We start from the raw sequence: 3,942 nt of genomic DNA, 5'->3' as shown, positions 1-3,942 counted from the left end.
GTATAATCCACCCCTTGCCGAGGCCGAAAACCCCGAAAAGAGCAGAAAAAATAAGGCAGTAAAATGATAAAGCCTGTTAACCATATTTAAATGTAGTAAAAAAATAAAATAATCATGTCTTTTTTATGAATATTTTAACTTTTTGTGCATTTAGATGGGAAATATGTACATATTTTGTTTTTAAAGTTTACTATTTAAATAAAACTCTTATTAAAAATTAAATTTAAGGGCATTTTATTTGATAAAATGTCAGGGTGTTCGATTTTTGTAAAAGGTAAGTTTTTTTATCGGATCTATCTGCTCATTGATGGAGTATTTTGGTTTTTATAAAATATTATACATGTAAAATCGTTATATGGTAATATTTAATTCTTAATAAAATGCATTCGGCCAAATTTGATTTGTATAACGTCGAGTGGCTCGATTTTATATTTAACCACCGTAACAAAGCGTACGGTGCTTACGAATTAAGGGAGCATTATAAGCGTACTTTGGCAAAAGCACTGGGCATAACTATGGCTGGTGTTGCTGTGTTTGTAGCACTTAGTCTGATTTTTAAACCCAAACCACCCGAAATGGTCAAAATAACAATGGTGGATCTTTCGCCGCAGCTTGTTGAACCAGTTGCACCCGTAAAACCGCCCGAACCACCAAAACCTGCTGCCCCAACTCCGGCTAAACCAATGCCGCGAGTGACAACAACAAGGTTTGTTACCCCGGTGATTGTTAGTAAAGGACCAACTGTTGAGCCGCCAGTAATCAGCAAAATTGAAGGTGCTATAGGCAATGTAGATATTAAGGTTCCGGGTAGTGGAAATGTTGATAATGTGCTTGATAATACAGGAACCAAGGGAGGTACCGGTACTGTACCGGTGGTTGTTCCTGTGGTGGATAACACCATACATGATTTTAGTGCCCTGGAAGTTATGCCCGAACCTGTTGGCGGCGTATCGGCATGGAGCGGGTTTTTACAGAAAAACTTAAGATATCCGGTTGCAGCATCGGAGCAGGGTGTATCCGGTAGGGTGATTATGAGTTTTGTTGTGGAAAAAGATGGCCACTTATCGAGCATAGCGGTTGAGCGTGGTGCAGGTTTTGGGTTTGATGAAGAAGCGCTGCGTGTACTAAAGCTGGCCAAACCATGGAAAGCTGGCATGCAAAACGGTCTGCCGGTACGTGTTAAATATGTAATACCTATTAAATTCCAGTTAGCGGATCAGAGTAATTAGTAATATAAAGGAGCAAGAATGGAAAGAGCAAAGGTAAAGATACAAAGTAGTGTTTAATGAGTAGTAGTTTTTTAGCCCTGCATTATGCGGGGCTTTTTGTTAAAGGTTAAGCCCATTTTTTCGGGCTTTTTAGCGCTATGCTGAAGAAACGGAAGCTATAAACTCACCTTGTAAGATGAAATTCTGATGAAATTTATTTTTATAAAAAAGTGCTATATTTTAAATTTTATAAAATATAATGTATGTATATTCGTTAAAGAAGAAATTTAATTTTTAAAACTATGCTTATCGAGAAATTTAATTTGTACAATGCCGAGTGGCTCGACCTTGTATTTGACCATCGTAACAAAGAATATGGTGCTTACGAATTAAGACGGCAATATGGTAGTACAATGACGAAAGCCATGGGCCTAACCTTTGCAGGGCTTGCTGTTTTAATAGCGGTAAGTTTTGTTTTTAAACATAAGCCTGACCCTGTTGGCTTAAGGATTATTAACGACATACCTATACCAAGATTGATTGAACCCCCGGTAAAAGCAGCGCCTAAAAAAGTTGATCCCCCAAAATCTGTTGAGCCCGTAAAACCGGCAACCCCTGTTCAAACTACAAAGTACACTACACCTGTTATCGTACCGAATAATCCGCCCGTTGACCCACCTATAATTGCCAAAATAGAAGGAGCTATCGGTCCCGAAAATGTGAAAGGCCCGGCCGGCGGCGACAATGTTATTAAACCTGAAACAGGCACTGGTGGAAACGGCCCCGCGCCTGTAGATAATGTAATTCGGGATGCAAATAGTGGCACACTTGAAGTTATGCCCGAGCCTATAGGGGGCGCAGCTGCCTGGAGCAAGTTTTTACAAAAAAACCTGAGGTTCCCGGCCATAGCACAGGAGCAAAATGTGTCCGGGAAGGTATTTATGAGTTTTGTTATCGAAAAGGATGGTCAGTTATCAAATATTAAGGTTGAGCGTGGTGCAGGATATGGGTTTGATGAAGAGGCTACACGTGTATTAAAGCTGGCCAAGGCCTGGAAACCGGGGATGCAAAACGGGCAGCCCGTGCGCGTTAAATATGTAATACCGATGAATTTCCAGTTAGCTGATAGTAATTAGGCACAGGTTTCGGGTTACGGGGCTTGTGTGTGATGATGGTAGATAAGTGATGTGGTTTTAGCCCTGCTTTATGCGGGGCTTTTTATTTTACCTTAACCAATATTCCCTGCTATTCTGTTATAGATATTTGATAGCATTACGTTACTGCTTTTACCTAACCGCATTCGTTTGGCGGTGCGGAATTCTTTAAACCCTTTTTCACGCAAAAATGTAGCAGCGTGTAAATTGTCTTTTGGGAATGCAACTTTATCGTTGGTATTAAGATGTAATTTCAGGAGTTCAATTCCTGCCTGTGCGGTGTTCGCAATTATCAAACCTTCGCCAAGGGTGGGTAAATAAAAACCCTCAACAATATTATCGCTGCAATACACCAATCCGCTTGTAAGGTGTTCTTCAAAGAAAAACATTCTCTCTTCCTGTGAAGTTAAGCGGTCTGTTTCGGCAATTTGTTCTCTTAATGCCTTTTCGTATGGTTTAATATGGGATGAAAATAAGGGTTGTTTTCCTAAATCAATGTCTTTGAAAAACAGGTATTCGGCTTCTGTGATAAAGCCTGCTTTTTCGTAAACGGGCGCTCCAAGATCAGTTGCAATTAAATTAATAGTTTGGCAATTATGTTGTTTTGCAATATCAACCAGGGTTTCGGTAATATAGTTGCCAATTCCTTTACCTCTTTGTTCCGCGTGGACAATTATATGGCCGAGCCAGGCTATTTCATGATGAATAATTGCTGCACCAATGCCGGCAATTTTACCATCGATAATAATTTTTATAGGGAAGCAGAAAGGTGATGCCGTGTAAAAGCAGAAGTTGGGCGTGATATCCGGCCACCCATCTGGTTGTAAGTCATGAAGCAGGTTTACGTCGTTAAAATTTAGGGTTTGTACTTCCATCTTCCTGTTAAAAAGCAGCAATATTTACAAAGCTATCTCTGTATAAGGGGCGTTGACACTGCCCATGAAATTTAATATGGAACATTTTCGCGCAAGAGTAGGTCACGGAGTTCAAATTACTTTTTCAATAGCAAATTAAGGAACTCATCAATTGTAATTACATTAACCTTAGGAAAGTCGACGGATTTTAACTTTTGAAAATGCGCATCATTGGTTACGATAAAATCAGCCCCGCCAACAATAGCTGCGTCGACATATTTGTTATCATCAGGATCCTGGTCAATTAACTTCCACTCAAAATAAACTTCCACTTTATGGAGGTTATCCAGGTTCAATAACATTTCTGCAATGTTATTGGCTACAAAGGTATTGGCTTTGCGTTCTATGATCTCAATATACTCTGATAGAATATCATTACTTAATACAAGGTTGAACCTTGCTCCGATCAGGGCATCAAGAATTAGTCTGTAAGGTGATTTTTGGGGAATGGATACCAAAAGGACATTAGTATCTAATACAACAATCATTAGCTATTGCTTTCTTAAATGCTCGTTAGTCCATTGTTTCATAGTTTCAGCTGTCCAGGCGTTTTCTTCCCATAATTTATCCATTTCCTCGGTGGCCGACTTAGCAAAATATTTTGCAAGCATATTTTTAATTTCAGCCAATTGCTTTTCAGGAAGGTTATATTGAAATAGCTTGAGC

General features: G+C 39.4%; 4 protein-coding genes. 2 read left to right on the top strand and 2 right to left on the bottom strand.

Going from position 1 to position 3,942, the window contains the following annotated elements; translation table 11 throughout:
- Positions 1 to 380 precede the first annotated feature (380 nt).
- A complete protein-coding gene (locus tag AC1DQW_RS27270) occupies positions 381 to 1,229 on the top strand; it encodes an energy transducer TonB (RefSeq protein WP_477456945.1) in 849 nt (282 codons plus the stop codon).
- Between the two features lie 281 nt (positions 1,230 to 1,510).
- Complete coding sequence (locus tag AC1DQW_RS27265) at positions 1,511 to 2,344, top strand: energy transducer TonB (protein WP_477456944.1); 834 nt, start codon at positions 1,511 to 1,513, stop codon at positions 2,342 to 2,344.
- Between the two features lie 92 nt (positions 2,345 to 2,436).
- Here the strand turns inward: AC1DQW_RS27265 and AC1DQW_RS27260 are convergent, their stop codons facing one another.
- Positions 2,437 to 3,237 (bottom strand): GNAT family N-acetyltransferase, encoded by an 801-nt coding sequence (locus tag AC1DQW_RS27260; protein WP_477456943.1) that lies wholly within the window; start codon positions 3,235 to 3,237, stop codon positions 2,437 to 2,439.
- Positions 3,238 to 3,353: 116 nt separating this feature from the next.
- Complete coding sequence (locus tag AC1DQW_RS27255) at positions 3,354 to 3,764, bottom strand: putative toxin-antitoxin system toxin component, PIN family (protein WP_477456942.1); 411 nt, start codon at positions 3,762 to 3,764, stop codon at positions 3,354 to 3,356.
- Between the last annotated feature and the right edge of the window lie 178 nt (positions 3,765 to 3,942).

The sequence above is a fragment of the Mucilaginibacter sp. P5_A4 genome, from assembly GCF_056400605.1.
Note: the sequence above shows the minus strand (reverse complement) of the source record. Positions and strands in the feature narration are given on the sequence as shown.